At 47.7% G+C, this 17,175-nt stretch carries 18 protein-coding genes and 1 pseudogene; 4 read left to right on the top strand and 15 right to left on the bottom strand.

Features of this window, described 5'->3' with window-relative positions:
- Window positions 1–46: 46 nt before the first annotated feature.
- Together NC796_RS19255 and NC796_RS19250 are read right to left on the bottom strand one after the other, a co-directional pair.
- The gene (locus NC796_RS19255) at window positions 47–373 is read right to left on the bottom strand and encodes a DUF5335 family protein (protein ID WP_310686812.1); all 327 of its coding nucleotides are present in this window, start codon (window positions 371–373) and stop codon (window positions 47–49) included.
- 469 nt (window positions 374–842) lie between these two features.
- The gene (locus NC796_RS19250; protein WP_310686810.1) at window positions 843–1,145 is read right to left on the bottom strand and encodes a hypothetical protein; all 303 of its coding nucleotides are present in this window, start codon (window positions 1,143–1,145) and stop codon (window positions 843–845) included.
- Window positions 1,146–1,405: 260 nt separating this feature from the next.
- On the opposite strand from NC796_RS19250, the gene hemG reads away from it, so the two are divergent.
- From hemG to NC796_RS19230, 4 genes are all read left to right on the top strand, one after another.
- Window positions 1,406–1,975: a menaquinone-dependent protoporphyrinogen IX dehydrogenase gene (gene hemG, locus NC796_RS19245; RefSeq protein WP_310686808.1), complete on the top strand. Its 570-nt coding sequence runs from the start codon at window positions 1,406–1,408 to the stop codon at window positions 1,973–1,975.
- Window positions 1,976–1,977: 2 nt separating this feature from the next.
- A complete protein-coding gene (locus tag NC796_RS19240) occupies window positions 1,978–2,364 on the top strand; it encodes a nuclear transport factor 2 family protein (protein WP_310686806.1) in 387 nt (128 codons plus the stop codon).
- 874 nt (window positions 2,365–3,238) lie between these two features.
- A complete protein-coding gene (locus tag NC796_RS19235) occupies window positions 3,239–3,601 on the top strand; it encodes a hypothetical protein (protein WP_310686804.1) in 363 nt (120 codons plus the stop codon).
- Window positions 3,602–3,762: 161 nt separating this feature from the next.
- Window positions 3,763–4,542, top strand: coding sequence for a hypothetical protein (locus tag NC796_RS19230; RefSeq protein WP_310686801.1), 780 nt, complete (start codon window positions 3,763–3,765; stop codon window positions 4,540–4,542).
- A gap of 70 nt (window positions 4,543–4,612) precedes the next feature.
- Here NC796_RS19230 and NC796_RS19225 read toward each other — a convergent pair whose 3' ends face one another.
- From NC796_RS19225 to NC796_RS19165, 13 genes and pseudogenes are all read right to left on the bottom strand, one after another.
- Window positions 4,613–5,497, bottom strand: coding sequence for a F0F1 ATP synthase subunit gamma (locus NC796_RS19225; protein WP_310686799.1), 885 nt, complete (start codon window positions 5,495–5,497; stop codon window positions 4,613–4,615).
- Window positions 5,484–7,040, bottom strand: coding sequence for an alternate F1F0 ATPase, F1 subunit alpha (locus NC796_RS19220; RefSeq protein ID WP_310686797.1), 1,557 nt, complete (start codon window positions 7,038–7,040; stop codon window positions 5,484–5,486). Before NC796_RS19220 ends, NC796_RS19225 begins: the two co-directional genes overlap by 14 nt.
- Window positions 7,040–7,852, bottom strand: coding sequence for a hypothetical protein (locus NC796_RS19215; protein WP_310686795.1), 813 nt, complete (start codon window positions 7,850–7,852; stop codon window positions 7,040–7,042). The genes NC796_RS19220 and NC796_RS19215 overlap by 1 nt, the downstream gene beginning before the upstream one ends.
- A 1-nt stretch (window position 7,853) precedes the next feature.
- A pseudogene (locus NC796_RS26870) lies at window positions 7,854–8,129 on the bottom strand (F0F1 ATP synthase subunit C).
- Window position 8,130: 1 nt separating this feature from the next.
- On the bottom strand, window positions 8,131–8,862 hold the full coding sequence (locus NC796_RS19205; protein ID WP_310686791.1) for a F0F1 ATP synthase subunit A: 732 nt from the start codon (window positions 8,860–8,862) through the stop codon (window positions 8,131–8,133).
- Window positions 8,852–9,154 (bottom strand): ATP synthase subunit I, encoded by a 303-nt coding sequence (locus tag NC796_RS19200; RefSeq protein WP_310686789.1) that lies wholly within the window; start codon window positions 9,152–9,154, stop codon window positions 8,852–8,854. The genes NC796_RS19205 and NC796_RS19200 overlap by 11 nt, the downstream gene beginning before the upstream one ends.
- 51 nt (window positions 9,155–9,205) lie before the next feature.
- Window positions 9,206–9,508 (bottom strand): AtpZ/AtpI family protein, encoded by a 303-nt coding sequence (locus NC796_RS19195; RefSeq protein WP_310686787.1) that lies wholly within the window; start codon window positions 9,506–9,508, stop codon window positions 9,206–9,208.
- Between the two features lie 4 nt (window positions 9,509–9,512).
- Window positions 9,513–9,917: a F0F1 ATP synthase subunit epsilon gene (locus NC796_RS19190; RefSeq protein WP_310686785.1), complete on the bottom strand. Its 405-nt coding sequence runs from the start codon at window positions 9,915–9,917 to the stop codon at window positions 9,513–9,515.
- Complete coding sequence (atpD, locus tag NC796_RS19185; RefSeq protein ID WP_310686783.1) at window positions 9,914–11,362, bottom strand: F0F1 ATP synthase subunit beta; 1,449 nt, start codon at window positions 11,360–11,362, stop codon at window positions 9,914–9,916. Before atpD ends, NC796_RS19190 begins: the two co-directional genes overlap by 4 nt.
- On the bottom strand, window positions 11,355–13,769 hold the full coding sequence (gene ppsA, locus NC796_RS19180; RefSeq protein WP_310686782.1) for a phosphoenolpyruvate synthase: 2,415 nt from the start codon (window positions 13,767–13,769) through the stop codon (window positions 11,355–11,357). The genes atpD and ppsA overlap by 8 nt, the downstream gene beginning before the upstream one ends.
- Window positions 13,770–13,813: 44 nt before the next feature.
- Window positions 13,814–14,578: an SDR family oxidoreductase gene (locus NC796_RS19175; RefSeq protein WP_310686780.1), complete on the bottom strand. Its 765-nt coding sequence runs from the start codon at window positions 14,576–14,578 to the stop codon at window positions 13,814–13,816.
- Between the two features lie 101 nt (window positions 14,579–14,679).
- Window positions 14,680–15,129, bottom strand: coding sequence for an Hsp20/alpha crystallin family protein (locus tag NC796_RS19170; protein ID WP_310686778.1), 450 nt, complete (start codon window positions 15,127–15,129; stop codon window positions 14,680–14,682).
- Between the two features lie 1,370 nt (window positions 15,130–16,499).
- The gene (locus tag NC796_RS19165; RefSeq protein WP_310686776.1) at window positions 16,500–17,171 is read right to left on the bottom strand and encodes a response regulator transcription factor; all 672 of its coding nucleotides are present in this window, start codon (window positions 17,169–17,171) and stop codon (window positions 16,500–16,502) included.
- Between the last annotated feature and the right edge of the window lie 4 nt (window positions 17,172–17,175).

Below are 17,175 nucleotides of genomic sequence, written 5' to 3'. Positions count from 1 at the left end.
TTTATTCTCGTTCCCCGTTACAGAGGTGGTTTGTGCAATAGAAATGTTAGCGTATTTCGATGATGTCTTTGGTTCCGTCACTTTCTGTAACTTCAATAGATGTCAACCATCCGTTCTCCTCCTGGTCCACATAAATTTCGACCGGGTGCACAATCATACGGTTAAGATGCTCTACATTTATATCGAGCGTATCATCTTTTGGATTGTAGCTGATGCCCATGAGTGGCGTCCACTGGGTTTCTGACTGTACCCCGATTTCTTCGGACATGACCCGGATTTCAGCATATTCCGGCTGTTTATCCTTTAGGAAATTTTTAGAAAAGGTGTCGAAGTAGACCATCCAATCGGTCTTGTCTATTTTTTTTATTGCCATCGGAAAGCTCCTTAAAATTGCGGTTATTTTTTCTAATGATGATTATTACCGGGCTGTTTTTTATACAGGGTATACCTGCAACTTTTGAAGGAGAAAGTATTACATCATTTCTGATTAGGTGGTTTACCCAATATTTTGACTGGTAATGTAAGTAAATTCACCACATGAAAGCGGGGGAAAGTACGCCATACCTGTATTGATCTGCTTATTACATTATAGGAGATCATAGAAGTAGTTGTGTTTATAGGTTCTGTTAATCACTCAACAGTGGTTAGCGATTATTTAGTTCAAGAGAGAGTTAGCCTGGAACGGTAAAACGTTTCAGGCTTTTTTATTTGGACTTTTACATTCAGGGCCGTTGTCGCTCCCTCGTTCGGCATATCTCCCTATCTCTTTTAAAATGCCGTACCGATTCCTAAACAAACGTCCGTGTTATCAGCAGTGTTTATTACCTCATCGGCTGGAAAGGTTACTCTTTTCTTTTAATCTTGATTCCCAAATCCACGTGCCCAAAGATATCCTCTTTGTGGTGTTGATGGAAAACATTGGCGATAAAAAGAACAGTGAGACTACCCACTAACGAAAAAATCACGCTGTCCCCGAACCCCAGCCATATCCCTATTGAGCCCACGACTACCGCCCCCACGGTACCCCAGGTAATATTGGCATATAAACTCCTGCCCTCATTTTTAATTATCATTCCAAATACTAATCCCACCGTTATACCTATAGAAATAAACCAGAAAAGAGCTGTTGCACTGAGTGTAGTCATATCTGCTCCCGTTTAGTTGAAGGTAATAATTTAATATAGCCGTTTGGCATTGAACTGAGGTAGGGGAAATCCCTCTTTTTTACGGTCATCCCGGACCTTTATGAGTTGCTGTTCAAGTAATCACCGGGTGTAAGGGAAAATCCTATCCCCGGGTTCGAACTTCCCCCCTCTCTCTCTCTATACCCGCAAGGATATATTGCAATTAAATGATACACCATCAATCCCAAATGGGAGATGTCACCCTTTACACGGAGAAAATCATGAAACTACTGATCGCATTTGGCACCACGGAGGGACAAACACGGAAGATTTGCGAGTACATCCGTGACGAAGCAAAAAAAGAGGGCGTTACCGTTTCAATGAGTGATACGACAGGGCCCCACCTTCAGCCCAAAGGTTTTGATGCTGCTGTCATAGCTGCATCGGTTCATTACGGGGAGTATCAAACATCACTGGAACATTTCGTGGAAGAACACAGCGACAAGTTAAACCAAATTCCGACCCTGTTCCTCTCGGTTAGCTTAACAGCCGCTAGTGATGAACCGGAATCCTGGAAAGAACTCGAACAGATAACAGCCAAATTCCTGGAGAAAACAGGCTGGTATCCCAATGATGTGGAACAGGTGGCGGGGGCACTGCGCTACTCCAAGTATAATTTCTTTAAAAAGTTCATAATGAGATTGATTGCCCAAAAAAGCGGAGGAAGCACCGACACTTCAAAGGATCATGAGTATACCGACTGGGCCCAGGTTAAAAACGCATTGATGAAACTTATCAACTATGTAGAAGAGAAGGAACAAGCTTCTGCTGATACTTCAAAAGTGGAGTAAAGATGGAGTCTCAATCTGAAATTATAGAACAACTGGTCCAGCGGTTGAATGACTGCTGGATCAATGACAAGCTGGAAAATTTGGACATGTTTTTCCACAAGAAAGTTGTCATGCTGGAACCGGGCACCAACCGGAAAATTACCGGACGTGAAGAGATGGTGGAAAGTTATCGAGAGTTTACTGAATCTGCTAAAGTGTCCGATTTCAAAATCAACGATATGTTGATCGATATTTTCGATAGCACGGCAGTTGCCTTTTACACTTACCGAATTCAATACCAGGTGGAGAATACAAAATATGATGAGAGTGGGTCTGAAATCTTGGTCTTTAACCGGCATAACGACCGTTGGCAAATTATCTGGCGAACACAAGAGCCGAGTAACCCATAACTGTCTATCATATCACATTTAAGCAAAAACCGGATCCTGTAATTGCTTATCGCCCTGGACTATTCCCTGATCGTAGAGAGTTCTCCTTTCAATAACCCAATCTAGGACCTGCCCAGACGGATTCCAAGTCATGATTTACCCTTGCATTTAATACGGTTGTGTCAGGCAGCTTGAATCCTACCGTAAGATAACAATTCATACCGGTGACATGGGTGTTTATTTTTTCAATGAGAAAATCCACCGTGAGTAGCACTGGCAGAAGACAGGCGACTGGATAGATATGAAGAGACGAACTATGAGCACAACTTTACCGAAACACGCTTTTTGTTGGGGCACGATGCATCGTGCCCTTACACTACTACTATTGTAACGCAAGTTCGACACACTTATGGAAGTTAAAATAACGTTGAGTTTGAGATCATTTATATTTTGCCCTTGGGGTCAATATAGGGCATCTAACCCTTTGGTTGCTGATAAATGATAACAAATACAATTCCCTTATCTAGAACTCACGTTATTTTAAAACATCAATTTACAATCAGTAGTGGCCTTCAGGTCAACTTTGCATCAGCTTGTGCTGTGAAGCATACCTTCAGCTTTGGTATGTAAACCTTGAGCGTGGTTGTGCCGGTGATTTTTTTAATGGACAGTTCTTTAGTAGCCCACCGGCGGATTTGTTCACATAAAAAAGGAACACCTCTGCCACGGAAAAGACTGCAATGACTTTTTGAGTAAGCCTTAAATAAACCTATACCTATTCAATTTAACAGTTTACTAACAAGGCCTTATAAAACAACAACTTATAATTTATTATATTTGGCTTAATTGCTCTTTGAAAATCCTCGCTATTGTTGTAGCGATCCAGGAGGTCATTATGCTAGAACAAGGGAACCATAAACACACCTTCTTAATTGAAAACCTAATCCAACTACTTCAAAATCTTAACTTTACTCATATCCGAAAAAAAAGGAGTACAAAGGACCAGCACAAGGGCGACTCGAATTACATTCCACCGCTGTCTGCCAAGAAAAATGAAGTGGAATACTACTTTGAGTTCATAGTCGGGAAAGATCCTGAGCCTGATGATCTAAAAGCTTGCCTTAACCATCGTGATCAAGAAATTGGGGAGGGTTGGGACATTGCGTTAGTCCTTGTAACCCAATATGGAAACAAAGAAAAGGTGAAAGGTCTGGCTGATCAGCTAAACCTCTCATATGACTACATTTGGGAAATTTAAGCAGTACACTCCGGAAACGCTTGCGGCGTAAGGGTTTTTACTACAATCCTTTCATCGTTCTACGGATAACCTGTTCCAAACTTCTATCCTACCTTCTGGTATAGTCAAAACGAAACGGGGAGTGTACCTCACCCGATTCAGCTCAATGAAAGATAGCTCAAATGAAAAACAAAGTTCACGAGTATTGCGAGTCCCTCTCGAACCACAAATCCCATCGGTTGTATCTGATGCAGAACTCAGGGCTGCCCGGCCCAAGGGCTAACCTTGAACTGGCTAAAGCATTTGCCCAGACTGCAGGTCAAAAAGTAATCGATGAATATTCCTCAATGAATTCCAGACAGGCCCACGCCAATACGCCGGAGGAGTTCCTGGCTTTTTGTGGTATATTGGGCTTGGGTAGACTCGCCATGGAAGGCAAAGAAAAATCACTGGGCAAACTTCGCAAGGCTGCCTCCGACAAGCGATGGCGGATCCGTGAAGCGGTGGCGATGGCACTTCAGATGATCGGTCACTTTGATATGGACTGGCTGATCGGCATTGCACGTAATTGGATTAAAGGCAACTACTTTGAACAGCGCGCGGCCATAGCCGGTCTTTGCGAGCCGGACCTTCTGTGGGATCCCCGGTTTGCCAAACCGGTGTTTGAGATTCTTGAACAAGCGACAGTCAATATTGAGAAGAGCAAGAACCGCAGAACCCGGGGTTTTAAAGTGCTCAGAAAAGGACTGGCGTATTGCTGGAGCGTGGCTGTGGCGGCCTATCCAAACGAAGGGAAACCGATATTTGAAAACTGGGTGTCTTCAGAGGACCGGGACGTCAAGTGGATCGTAAAACAAAATCTCAAGAAAAAACGGTTACAGAAAATTGATCCCAACTGGGTTGAACGGTTATCCCAGCGGCTCATCATGTATGCAATGAGAAGAACCAGCAACAAGAGTTGATTTTTAAATGGGGGGGGGTATATCCGATTGGTTTTGCACTTTTTTCGCATAAGCTTTGAGGCTGAAAGGATTACCCTTGGTCAGTTAACGCCTCAAAGCCTGCCGTGATATCGATAATTTCTTCGGTAATCTCACTTTGCCGTCGTTGGTGATAAGATCTGTTTAGCATCGCAAGATGATCCTCAATTCTCTGCTCCGCAACCTGCATCGAGTTCAACCGGCTCCCCTGTTCGCTGGTGAGGGACTCCGCAAATGATTTATAGATAGAGACAAAAATATACTGCCGCAACAACATGGAAAGCAGCTCTTCCGGCGGCATGGAATATGTGGGCAACTGGTTTGTAGGCCACGAACGCTGGCGCAGCGACTCAAGCCAATGGCGGTCAATCGGCAACACCTGGTGGCGCACGGGAATAAAGCTGGACTGCGAGACCGGCTTGTTATTGAACAGGACAATAGTTTGATACCGCTTCCCGGAATACCAGCGCTGCAACATCAGCACCAACTCTTCAACCCGCTCGTTGATGGCCAACACCGAGCCGGGCACGTCAACTATATGATCCACTTCCATACCATGATTTTGCAAACTTGCAGCTACGCGGTATCCCGTGGCTACAATTTTTGAAGGCGTATCCTCAAGCCCGTCGCGCAATCGCTTGGTAAAATAGGACGCCAACACTTCGTTAAACTGGCCACACATCGGTTGCCCGGATCCAAACAGAATGACCACCAGCTTTCTTTCCGGTTCACGAAGCGCCACATCCAGCAATCCCCGCTGCCTTTTAAACAAGATCTGTAATCCCATCTTCACCGTATCAAAATATTGCTGAACAGCGCCGGCCGCCTCTTCATATTGATGTATGCTGACTGCAGCCAGTACTTTCATCGTTTTTACGATCGACAGTAGATCCTGCGAGGTCTTTATTTGTCGTTTTACTGCCTCAATCCGCTGCATAATCCGCTTCCTGTTTTTGTTTTCCTTTCACTGCGTCGACTGCATCTCGAACTACCTGCATCAGCCGCACCCGTTCCTCCTCAAGAAGGTGTTCCCCACTTTCAATTTTTACCGCAATAACTTCCAGTTTTTCTTTAACTGCAGTCCGTATCGCTTTTTTGGCCTCTGTTATAGCAGAAAGTTCCAGCTCATCAAGGAATCCCTCATTTACAGCCATCAATTCCGCGACCTGCTCTATCACACTCATGGGATCGTACTGCGGCTGTTTCATCACTTCCCGCACCCTGCGTCCACGCTCTATAATTTTGCGGGATGCCTCATCCATGCGGGCACTAAAGCGAGAAAATATCTCCAGCTCCTGGAACTGGGTATACGACAATTTTAGATTCTTGGAAACGAACCGATAGTACGGCAACTGGGCCGCCCCACCCACGCGAGACACCGACAGGCCGATATCGATAGCCGGCAGGATATCCCGCTGGAACAGCTGCGGGGAAAGGTAAATCTGGCCGTCTGTAATTGAGATCAGGTTTGTGGGGATGAAGGCAGAGATATTTTGGGACTGAGTTTCAATGATGGGAAAAGCGGTCAGGGAACCGCTGCCGTACTCTTCTTTTAGGAGCGTAGCCCGCTCCAGCAGCCGGGCATGAATATAAAATATATCACCAGGATACGCTTCCCGACCCGGTGGACGACGCAACAGCAGGGCCATCTGGCGATAGGCCCGGGCATGCCAGGTCAGGTCATCATAGACAACCAGGACATCGCGACCGCGCTCCATGAAATATTCCCCGATACTCGTGGCCGCGTAAGGAGCCACGAACTGGATTCCCGCCGGCGCATCGGCCCCTGCCGAAACCACGATGGAGTATGACATGGCATCATGTTTTTTGAGGTCGGCAATCACCTTGGCAATAGCTGCATTCTGCTTACCCACTGCACAATAAATACAGATAACATCTTTATCATTCTGGTTAATAATGGTGTCGATTGCTATGGCAGTTTTGCCCGTCTGCCGATCCCCGAGAATCAACTCACGCTGGCCACGGCCAATTGGAATCAAAGCATCGATCGTTTTGATACCGGTTTGTAGAGGTGTGGCAACTTTGTCACGATGCATAATCGGCGGAGCAGGTCGTTCAACGGCATACCTCGTTTGGGAATAGACGACCCCTTCCCCATCCAGGGGACGCCCCAGCGGATCGATCACACGGCCCAGCAGAAGATCGCCCACCGGCAGATCGAGCACACGGCCCGTGCGATGAACTTCATCTCCCGCCTCTATTCTTTCTTCCTCGTCCAACAAAATGACACCCACCTGTTTCTCGTCGAGATTATAGGCCATCCCCATAACCCCATGTGGAAATTTCAGCAGCTCATCCGATTTTACATCGGGAAGGCCGTCGACCAATGCAATGCCCTCCCCGATAGAGAGCACCGTACCCGTTTCGTAGATCTGCAACCCATCGGGTTTTTGCATGACCTGGTTCTTGATAAATGCGAACGCAGATTGAATAATATTTGAGTAATTCGGATCCTGCATCAGCTCTGCTCCTTTATATCACCGGGCTTGGTCAATACAGCATTGCCATTCATATTCTGCGCAAATGCCTGTTCCATCTCATCTCTGAGCCGCCCGATATAGCCATTTAAACTCCACCCCGCACGCCAGCCTCCCGCCCTGATTTCTACTCCAAAACCGAGAGCAGGTACAACTTCAAAGCTAAACTCCACATTCGGTGCTATCTTCTCCCGCAGGACGTCAATGATACGCTTCTTTTGGATTTCTCCAACCTCAAAACTGCTCTTCACCACAATGACGCCCTCACCATAATCAAGGGCAGAAGCCACCAGCCTGCGGTTTTCCTTTTTATCAATCTCGTGCAGCCGTTGTATAAAAATTTCTGTAACCTGCTCCTCCAGGTCACGGGTTGACAAGTCCCGGAGAATCTGTCGTACGACCTCTACAATTTTATTACTTGTCTCAATCTGTAACTCCCGCAGGAAAGCCGTCTTTTCCCCGGAGAGCGACTCGCTCCACCGTCGTTGTTGCTCCTCAACATCCTGCCGCACCTTTTGTAGCAACTCTCTCTTTTTCTGTTCTACTTCCTGTTCAATCTGCCGAAGCATCTCCTGTTTTTTCTCCTCAAAATCTTTGATTCTCTTCTCGAATTGGGATTCCTTTTCATTGGCCTCCACCATTTTGATGCGTGCTTCCTCCAACTGTCCGGATATCTTCTTTTCACGACGGTCCATCGCCTCTGTCACTGGTCGATACAGGAATCGCCTCAACAGCAATACCAGGATCAGGAAATTGACAATCTGGGCAAAAAATGTGAACCAGTCGATCTGCATGTTATCCTCCGGCCATAATTACATAATCCCAAAACGGGTTGGCGAATATCAGTATTAAGGCTACGACAAAGCAGTAGATAGCGGTCGATTCCACCATGGCCAGACCCACAAACAGCGTCCGTGTTATGGTCGCCGACTCATCCGGTTGCTAGGCCAGGGCCATCAGTGCCTGGGCCAGTGCTTTCCCCTCTCCAAGCGCCGGACCTATCGATCCCACTGCAATAGTAAACCCCGAAACAATAATCGATATCATGCCAATTGTTGTGATAGCATCCATATCATACCTCAGATGGGTTAGATTTATTTGTTGATGAAGAATTCGATTGCTCAATTTGAACCTCGGCATCCCGGGACCGCTGCCCCGAAGCGATATAGACCAGCGCAAGTATGGCAAAAACATATGCCTGGATAACCCCGATTAACAACCCAAAGGCCTGCATCGCCACCGGGAAAAACAACGGGGCCAGGCTTAATAGAATTGCTACAATCAGGCTTCCGCTCATAATATTCCCAAACAGGCGGATCGCCAACGCCACCGTCCGCGAAATCTCCCCGATAATATTGAACGGCAGCATGAATGGGGTGGGCTTCAGGTACTGCCCAAGATATCCCTTCCACCCCTGTCGCATAATGCCGAACACCGGCACGGCACAAAACACCAGGGTTGCCAGCGCAGCCGTGGTTGACAACGAGGTAGTGGGAGCCATAAACCCGGGGATAACGTCGATCACATTGGAAACCACGATAAACAGGAACAGGGTACCCACAAACGGCAGGTAACGGTCCGGCTCCTGCCTGCTTGCTTCCCTGATCTGCTCACGGATCAGGGCCACAACCGCCTCCAGCATATGCTGCCAGCGGCTAATCGATGTGGCAGGATCGATACGTGAGGTTACCGCCCAGGCACCTACAGATAATATGCCGATCACAACCCAGCTATATACCAGCGTGGCATTGATCGCAATAAACTCCCATTCCCAGTAGACAATATTGTCTGCATTAAATTCCATCGTGCATATCTTTTAGGGTTAGCGGCGGTAAGCCCACTTTACGAATAACTACTGCCCTCACTACAACAAAACCGAGTACTCCTGTTGCCAGGGCGGGCCATCCGGGTAATAACAACAGGTAAAAGCCAGCCATAACTGCAAGTGAGCGGACCAGGAAGCTCAGAAGCATTAGTCTGTATGGATTTCGGCTGCTGGTCATTTTTTGAACAGTCCACCACAGTCCGGAGAAGTAGAAGCCGCCCATTAGTCCTCCGCCGGCCAAGGCCATTACTAGCAGGATTATATCGCTCATACCAACTCCCCCTTTAAGGTTTTGGTTTTCATTCTTTCCAGAAGCTCCATACTACTCCTGCCCCTCACTCTCTTTTTTCACCCAGTACCAGGCATTCATGCATCCGAGGCCAACGCCAAGCACGAGCAACATCAGTGTCCATGAGTAGTCCGAATCCCATGTTCGATCTATCCAAATTCCCAAACCGAGTAGAAGGAGCGCGGGAACGGCTACCGACCATCCTACCAGGCCGAACATGCCGAGTCCAAACCAGATACCGCGCTTTTTCTCCTGGCGCGCCTTCGATCTCCGCTCAGACTTTTCGCCCACGTTCGCAACGAACTGTCGGCGTTTATCACTGATGTCGTCAGTCATTTTGTTACCCTCGTTGTTCATTCATTTTTGCAAATCGACGAATAAAGTCGGCCTCCAGCTGGTTCATCGCCATGCTGATTTCTGCCTCCTTCTGGTCAATTCTCTGGAACTTCTCTTGAACTTCCTGTTCCAACTCATCCAGGTTGTCTCCAGGTATTGCATTTCGCACGGAAACCATCACCTCGAACCCACATTTTACAAGAATGCCCCTGTCAACGGCGATGAAATGCTCCTCCTCGGCTTCAGTGTAGCTGAGAATACCCGGAACCAGTCCCGCCAGGTAGTCCACATGACGCGGCAAAAGGCAGAAGAATCCATTGGGTGCTTCCGCCATTACTTTATCCACCCCGGCATGCAGGATCATTCGATCCGGGGTCCATATCCGCAGTGATATTTTTTGCAGGCTCATTGGTATTTCCTCCTGATATCCTCCAGGCTGCCGATCATGTAAAATTCCTGTTCTTTCGCCTCCGGGTATAGATCACCCAAAATATCCTCACATCCTCCAAGTGCATCTTCCAGGCTCACAAGCACCCCTTTTTGCCCGGTAAAACGCTCAGTCACCGCAAAAGGCTGCGTAAAAAAACGTTCCAGCCGCCGGGCCCGGTGCACCAGCTGTTGATCTTCGCGCGATAGCTCCTCCATACCCAGCATCGCGATAATATCTTTCAGGTCATCATAGTAGGCCAGGGTTTCTTTGACCCGGCGGACAATGCGGTAGTGGCGTTCACCAACCACTGTTGGCGAAAGCATCTTGGAACCGGACTGCAGCAGGTCAATGGCTGGATAAAAACCGTGGCTGGCGCGCTCCCTCGAGAGTACAATAAAGGAGGAGAGATGGGAAAAGGTGTGTGTGATGGCGGGATCCGTAAAATCATCGGCCGGGACATAGACTGCCTGGACAGAAGTAATAGACCCATTTTGGGTGTTACAAATCCGCTCCTGCAGATCTGCCAACTCCGACCCAAGCGTAGGCTGATATCCCATGCGCGAAGTGACTTGCCCCATCAGTCCCGATACTTCCGCGCCGGCTTGCACAAACCGGAAAATATTGTCGATCAGTAGCAGGATGTTCATCCTTTCGTTATCACGAAAATATTCTGCCATGGTCAATGCAGTTTTCCCCACCCGGAAACGGGCACCCGGCGGTTCATTCATTTGCCCGTATACCAGCACCGTGTGATCGAGGACACCCGAATCCCGGATTTCCCGGTAAAGCTCTTCCGCCTCGCGGCATCGCTCTCCAATGCCACAGAACAGGCTCACCCCCTCGTAATGTGCCACCATATTTTGCATCAGTTCCATAATGAGAACCGTTTTTCCAACCCCGGCCCCGCCAAACATACCTGCCTTTCCCCCCTTTTCAAGCGGGGCCAGCAGATCAATTGCTTTTATGCCGGTATGCAAAATTTCCTGGGAGCTCACCTGTTGGGATAGGGGTACCGGTGGTTGATAGATCGAGCGCCACTCAACCGGAACGACCGGTGGCTGCTGATCAATCGGCTCCCCAAAAACATTAAACACCCGTCCAAGCAGCGACTTCCCCACCGGCACCCGTAACGGATGGCCCGTGTCTGCTACTTCTGTTCCCCGCGATAAACCACGCGTTGAAGTCAGTGAAAGACAGCGAACCTTTGTTTTATCAAGATGGTATACAACCTCCATCACTACTGATTCGGTTTTATCGCCAGGTGCAACAACCACAAGCTGGTTTTGTATTTCCGGTAATTGCCCGGCAAACCGGACATCAACGACGTTACCCCGAATGCTAGTGATAACCCCATTATTTACTTTCTCAGCAGTACCATTTTCAGCATACGGTTGAAATTCTTTTTTCGTGATAGAATCATACATGCATACCTTCTTTCTTTTGTTCGGCTTCAGCTACGGAGCGAATCACATTGACAACACTATCCGGATTCAACGAAATGGAATCGATGCCCGCATTCACCAGGAAAGCCGCGTATTCAGGATCATCACTTGGAGCCTGTCCGCAGAATCCCACCTTCGCATTTACTTTGTGGGCTCGCTGTATGATGTCCATAACAGCTTTTTTCACAGCAGGATTATGCTCGTCAAAGAGATATGCCAGGTCCGGGGAATCACGGTCGACCCCCAGGATAAGCTGTGTCAAATCGTTGGAACCGATCGAGAAGCCATCAAAATAGTGGGCAAAATCTTCCAGCAGGATCACATTTGCCGGTATCTCACACATCATGTACACCTGTAGATTTCGGCTGCCCCGCTGAAGGCCATTGGCTTTCATCTCCTGTAGTACCCGTTCTGCTTCCCCGGTTGTGCGGCAGAAGGGAATCATGACGATCACATTCTCCAGCCCCATCTCCTCGCGCACTCTTCGCAGGGCGTAGCATTCCAGGGCAAATCCTTCGCAGTAGTTCTCGCTGTAATAGCGGGAGGCCCCGCGCCATCCGAGCATCGGGTTCTCTTCATCCGGTTCAAAGGCTTCTCCCCCCACCAGGCTGGCATACTCATTGGTTTTAAAATCGCTGGTCCGCACGATGACGGGATTCGGATACTTGGACGCTGCAATCTTGGCAATACCTTCCGACAGGCGATCTACGAAGTAATCCCGCTTATCTTTGTACCCTTTGGTCAGCTTGCGAATTTTTTCGCGTTCGTGTTCTTTGATCACTTTGTCAAAATTGATAAGGGCCATCGGGTGGATTTTGATATGATTGCTGATGATAAACTCCATCCGGGCCAGGCCCACCCCGTTTACCGGTAATTTCCACCATTTGAAAGCGGAATCCGGGGTTGCCAGGTTCAGCATGATATCTGTTTTGAAATTGGGAATCTGATCCAGGTTTACCTCTGTTACCTCGTAGTCCAGGAATCCGTCAAAAACGGCGCCCTCCTCTCCCTCCGCACATGAGAGGGTTATTTGGCTTCCATCCGCCAATACGTTGGTGCCCACTTTTGTACCCACGATAGCGGGAATCCCCATCTCTCGGCTTACGATAGCTGCGTGACAAGTGCGTCCCCCATAGTCTGTGATGATACCAGCGACCTGTTTCATGGCGGGCACCCAGTCGGGTTCTGTCATCTCGGTGACCATGATACATCCTTTTCCAACAGACTTCAGGTCAGAAATATGATCCACTTTACAAACCCGCCCGTGGACTATAGAACTGCCGATACTCTGGCCGGTCAATATTGATTGCTGGCTATCTCGCTTTAGCTTAAATGACTTAAAAATGATACCCTTGTCAGACGAGTGAACGGTTTCCGGCCGAGCTTGGACAATAAATATTTTCCCGGTCTTTTCATCTTTTACCCACTCAATATCCATGGGGCTGCGGTAGTGGTTTTCGATGCTGAGACCCCAGTTTGCCAATTGGATAATCTCATCGTCATTCAGAACAAAGCTGTTTTGTTCCTCCGGGGTGGTAACCACACTCTTCGTCCGTCCGTTGTCATCTTCAGTGTAGATCATCTTCTGTTCTTTACTTCCCAGCTTTTTCTGTAGTATGGGATTTACAGAATCTTTTTCATTAGGGAGAAGCGGTTTGAACACCGTGTATTGATCCGGATTCACGGTTCCCTGCACGATATGCTCTCCGAGCCCCCAGGCTGCATTAATCAATACGACATTCGGAAAACCCGTTTCCGTATCAATGGTAAACATCACGCCGGAGCCGGAATGGTCAGCTTTCACCATCTTTTGGACGCCAACCGACAAGGCGACTTCCATATGATCAAAACCTTTATCCTCGCGATAGGAAATCGCCCGGTCGGTAAACAGGGAGGCGAAACAGCTCTTGCAAATTTTAAGCAACTCATCTTCTCCGCGGACATTAAGATAGGTTTCCTGGAGGCCGGCAAAACTGGCGGTCGGCAGGTCTTCGGCCGTTGCACTGCTGCGCACAGCCACATCCACCTGGTAATGGTCATGCATTATGGAAAGACGTTTATAAGCCTCTTTTATGGCTTCTGCCAGGGCTATCGGGAAGATCCCTTTACCTATCATTTTTCGGACTTTCAGTCCCGCTTCGTCTAGCTGGATATCCTCTTTTCGATAACGCTCAATCTGCTCGCGTATCGGCTCCTCAAGATTATTTGCCGCTATAAACATCCGGTAAGCATAAGCGGTGGTTGCAAATCCGTCCGGTACATTAATGCCCAGTGGAACAAGGTTTTTGCGCATCTCTCCCAGTGAAGCATTTTTGCCTCCTACTTCACCGACGTCATTCATTCCAATATCATCAAACCATTTGATGAAAGTATTGTTTTTTGTTTTCATAACTTACCCTTTTCTCTAGCTAGTCAATTTGAAAATTATCTTAATTACCTTGCAGTGTAGCCGCCGTCTACCAACAGGGCATGTCCCGTTACAAATGAAGATTGTGCTGATGAAAGCCAGATCACCGCATCAGCAATTTCACTGGCTTTTCCCAATCGTCCGATGGGATGCAGCGCGATGGTGGCCTGCCTCGTCTCCTCATCTGTGGTGATTCCTGCTCGTTCCAGCATTGGTGTCTCAATGAAGGCGGGACAGATCGTATTAATTCTAATATGATCTTTGGCGTACTCCAGTGCTGCTGCTTTTGTCAATCCTATCAGCCCATGTTTGGAGGCGGTATACACCGCAGCTTCCTGAAATCCCACGGTGCCCAGTATGGAAGACATGTTAACAATAGAGCCCCCTCCTGATTCGAGCATCGCCGGTATTTCGTATTTCATACACAGCCACTGCCCTTTCAGGTTGATATTCATCAGGTGGTCCCACTCTTCGACGCTATAGTCAGCGGTCTTTTTCATCACTCCCTCTGTCCCTGCATTATTGCAGGCATAATCGAGCCGGCCGAACTCTCTTACGGTCTCTTCAACCATTTTCTTAACCTGCTCGGGGTCTGCTATATCAGTCTTGAGCACCAGTACTTTTGCCTTTTTCTCTTTTACCAGGGATTGCGTCTCTTCCAACTCGTCCTGGTTAATATCGGCTATTACCACATTCACTCCCTTTTCAGCAAATGCCACTGCCGTTGCTCGGCCTATTCCTGTCGCGGCTCCCGTAACGATTGCTACTTTATTTTTGAACTCAGTATCCATAATGCTACCCCTTGATATTTGTTTATAGCCGCCACAATAGTTTTTGTATTAAAACCTGAAAAGGAGGGAGCGCTCTCACCTACTCCCTCCCTCTCTTCCAGCTACTCAATTTTCACCTTTTTAGGCTTGCTTTCTTCGGCTTTCTTGACATTAATTGTCAACACACCATCTCGGTATTTAGCCTTGATATCATCTTCTTTCACAGCGTTTGGCAGGGTAAATGAACGCAGGAAACTACCATGATATCGTTCTCGACGCATGTAGTTTTCTTTCTCTTCTTTTGACTCTTTCTTGCGCTCACCACTAATCGTCAAACGATTGTCTTTGAAGTTGATATTTACGTCCTCTTTTGGAATGCCGGGCAGATCTACCTTGATGACATATTCATCATCAGTTTCAACCATATCAGTATTGGGGGCCCAGACATCAAAATTATTCCCTTCTCGCTCCCTTAACCAAGAAAACGGGACCATTTCATCAAACAGGTGATCCATTTCCCGTCGTAGTTCATCGATTGGAGAAGTTTCCGGTCTTTTTACTAAGGATCTCATACCAAAACCTCCATAGAATTTCATATTAATATTGATTTGCCAAGAGCATTGCTTCACTCTTTCTAACAGTAGTAATTACGTTATATAGCTTTTCTGCCAATGACATAAGATCCTTGGAATGAGTGTAATCTTTTGGGCTCGGGCTGTTATAAGGGATTTCCCTACGGGCTGGAGGCTGGAGGCTGGAGGCTGGAGGCTGGAGGCTGGAGGCTGGAGGCTGGAGGCTGGAGGCTGGAGGCTGGAGGCTGGAGGCTGGAGGCTGGAGGCTGGAGGCTGGAGGCTGGAGGCTGGAGGCTGGAATATATTTTCTAGATTGGTGGTGCCAAATCGATTTTAGATTTTTTTTGAGATTTTGCCGGTTTCCGGTCTCTTCTTCTTGCCTCCATTCATCCTGAACGTGCAGCACACCTTGGAAGTATACCACACCAAAGGCATCTCGTTCCGTACCTCCGGTGCGGAACGCCCTGTGCCACCTCTGGTGAGGCTGTCTAAAAAGTCACGTTCAACAATCAGATTCCTAAAAAATAAGGCCTATGGTTCCAATCGATCGGTTCAATCCTCCTGTCCTTCGCGCCAGTGGGCGGACAAGCTATTCTCCAAGAGCCTGCACCTACTGCTGTCGGTGAGGAACTCTTGGATTACGATCTTGCTCGGGATGCAATAAAGGCACTTTTAAAGTCCCTCCCCGAAGGTATTCGGGACAGGCTTTGGAGCCGTGACCGACTACCGGCGGTAGAGGGATTTAGCTTGCTTAACGAAGCCTTGGCAAAGTTGAGGGAGATTGATATTACCTTCATTATTAAGGCACCCATTTCCTGGTTTGGACTTTTTGGACAGCCTCACGCCCTGTGCCACCCTGGTGGTCGGCAGTGCAGTTGCCTCCAAATTAATGGTTACCACTGTTTCACCTGGGATAGGAATTGTAATTCGAAGCGCTGCTTCGAACACTTGTGCGAAGCAGCGCTCCGCGTTACAATTCCCTAAGTCCGAGAGACCGTAGCTTAACCCTAGTCCGATAATAAGAAATACTTAAATAATAATTGTCATCGAAAGGAGACTTAAATGATGGCCGATGACCTTGCATGTAAGATCATTTAATTTCACAGTTTACCCATTGAAATCAGGATAGGCAGGATTAAAGGATTTTCGGGATTCCTCTCCAGTAAACATTACCATCCTGTAGATCCTCTAATCCTGTAAATCCCGGTTCTAATTTTCCCCCGATGATCTCGTAATTCCTCCTGGTGAAAGATTTTATAGCGAACTGACGTTAATTTAAGCCATACGCATTACTCGTCACGAATCACGCCTCATAGGTCGGGAGTGCAACTGCCTCCCAACTTAATTTTAAATTCTTAATTCCAATTCCCCTACCCAAGTTCGGCGTCTTCATTTTCCACCCATTTAACGGCATGCACCATCAGTTCGGTGGCATTTTCAAGATTGAGTTTGGTTTTAATGCGTGCCCGGTACGATTCCACAGTCTTGATGGAAAGATGCAGCTTCTTGGCAATCTCACGGGTACTGTTGCCTTTGCCGGTCAGCTCAAACACTTCCAGCTCCCGGTCGCTCAACAGATCGATCGGGGACTCTGTCATATCTTTTTGTCCGCGTGCCATCCCCATCAGCAGCTTTTCGCTGACTTCACTACTCACATAAATGCCGCCATTCATAATTTTTCTGACTGCTTTCAGCAATACCTCACCGGCTTCCAGCTTCATGACATAACCCTTCGCCCCGGCACGGATCACCCGTTCAGCATACAGGGTTTCGTCATGGCGCGATACGACCAGAATTTTAACATCACCATCCCTTGCTGTCAGGTGTTTTACCAGCTCCAGCCCGCTCATGCCCGGCAGAGACACATCCACTATCATCAGATCGGGCTCCAGTTCATCAAATTTTTGGATCGCTTCCTCCGCCTTATCAAATTGAGCTACAACATCGAATTCAAGCTCATTATCCAGCGTCTGAGCCAACCCTTTTCGCATCATCGGATGGTCATCAACAATCACAATCTTCTTTTTATATCCACTTGCCATATCA

This window comes from Aliifodinibius sp. S!AR15-10, assembly GCF_031569985.1.
Classification (GTDB): Bacteria; Bacteroidota; Rhodothermia; order Balneolales; family Balneolaceae; genus JAMQKA01.
Note: the sequence above shows the minus strand (reverse complement) of the source record. Positions and strands in the feature narration are given on the sequence as shown.